Below are 1,445 nucleotides of genomic sequence, written 5' to 3'. Positions count from 1 at the left end.
AAACCGGCTCATCGCATTTGACGGTGTAGCCGTACGGGTGTGAGGTTGGCGCGTCGGAGTCGGAAACGAGGTCGAGGTCTTCCCAAGATGGAAGTTCTCACACTCACCGTCCGGAAGACCTCGACATGCCCCACGCTACCTTCACTGACCCTGACCTCACGACCTTTTGCCGCCTCGACGAGCTTGGTCTGCGTGCTGTTGGCCAGCGCCTGGAACCCGACCGGGCGGTGCTGGAGTGCCGCGTCGTCGACGCCGATCGGTGGTGTCAGAAGTGCGGCGCGCTGGGCGTCGCGCGTGACACGGTCACGCGGCGTCTCGCGCACGAGCCGCTCGGTTGGCGTCCCACGATCCTGCTGATCCGCGTGCGCCGCTACCGCTGCACCGGCTGCGACCGGATCTGGCGGCAAGACACCACCGCGGCGGCAGAACCTCGAGCGAAGATCTCCCGCCGCGGGCTGCGGTGGGCGTTGGAGGGCCTCGTCGTTGGCCACCTCACCGTCGCCCGCGTCGCAGCCGGGCTTGGAGTGTCCTGGCACACCGCGAACGACGCCATCCTCACCGAAGGGCGACGGATCCTGATCGATGACCCGACCCGGTTCGATGGGGTCACCACGATCGGGGTCGACGAGCATGTCTGGCGTCACACCCGCCACGGTGAGAAGTACGTCACCGTGATCATCGATCTCACCCCGATCCGCGCCGAGTCGGGCCCAGCCAGGCTGTTGGACATGGTCGAGGGGCGTTCGAAGGCCGTGTTCAAGCGGTGGCTCTCTGACCGTGCGGACACCTGGCGCGCCGGAGTGGAGGTCGTCGCGATGGACGGCTTCACCGGCTTCAAGACCGCCGCCGCGGAAGAGCTGCCCGACGCAGTCCCCGTGATGGATCCCTTCCACGTCGTCCGGCTCGCCGGCGACGCCCTGGACCGCTGCCGGCAACGCATCCAACAAGCCACGATGGGGCACCGCGGCCGCTCCGGCGACCCGCTTTACTCCGCCCGGCGCACCCTGCACACCGGCGCGAACCTCCTCACCGACAAAAAACGCGCCCGCCTCGAAGCAGTCTTCGCCGCCGACGACCACGTTGAGGTCGAAGCGACCTGGGGGATCTACCAACGCATGATCGCGGCCTACCGCGACCCCGACCGGGCCAGCGGTAAAACCGCAATGCAAACCCTGATCGACTCAATCAGCAGCGGCGTCCCACGGGCCCTGAAAGAGCTCGTCACCCTCGGCCGGACGATGAAAGCCCGCACTGCGGATGTTCTCGCCTACTTCGACCGCCCTGGCACCAGCAACGGGCCGACCGAAGCGATCAACGGCCGCCTCGAACACCTCCGCGGCTCCGCCCTGGGCTTTCGCAACCTGACCAACTACATCACCCGATCACTGCTCGAAGCCGGCGGCTTCAGGCCCCGGCTACACCCTGGATTGCGATGAGCCTCGAAA

General features: G+C 67.2%; 1 protein-coding gene. It reads left to right on the top strand.

Annotation, left to right across the window (positions count from 1 at the left end; all coding sequences use genetic code 11):
- Nucleotides 1-125: 125 nt before the first annotated feature.
- The gene (locus tag ACH61_RS15440; protein WP_068213761.1) at nucleotides 126-1,436 is read left to right on the top strand and encodes an ISL3 family transposase; all 1,311 of its coding nucleotides are present in this window, start codon (nucleotides 126-128) and stop codon (nucleotides 1,434-1,436) included.
- Nucleotides 1,437-1,445: the final 9 nt, after the last annotated feature.

Origin of the sequence: Rathayibacter tanaceti (assembly GCF_001634385.1) — a bacterium.
Classification (GTDB): Bacteria; Actinomycetota; Actinomycetes; order Actinomycetales; family Microbacteriaceae; genus Rathayibacter; species Rathayibacter tanaceti.
Note: the sequence above shows the minus strand (reverse complement) of the source record. Positions and strands in the feature narration are given on the sequence as shown.

What these genes read in the sequence shown, in the direction of transcription:
- ACH61_RS15440 (WP_068213761.1), top strand. Translation starts at nt 126, where the DNA reads ATGCCCCACGCTACCTTCACTGACCCTGACCTCACGACCTTTTGCCGC.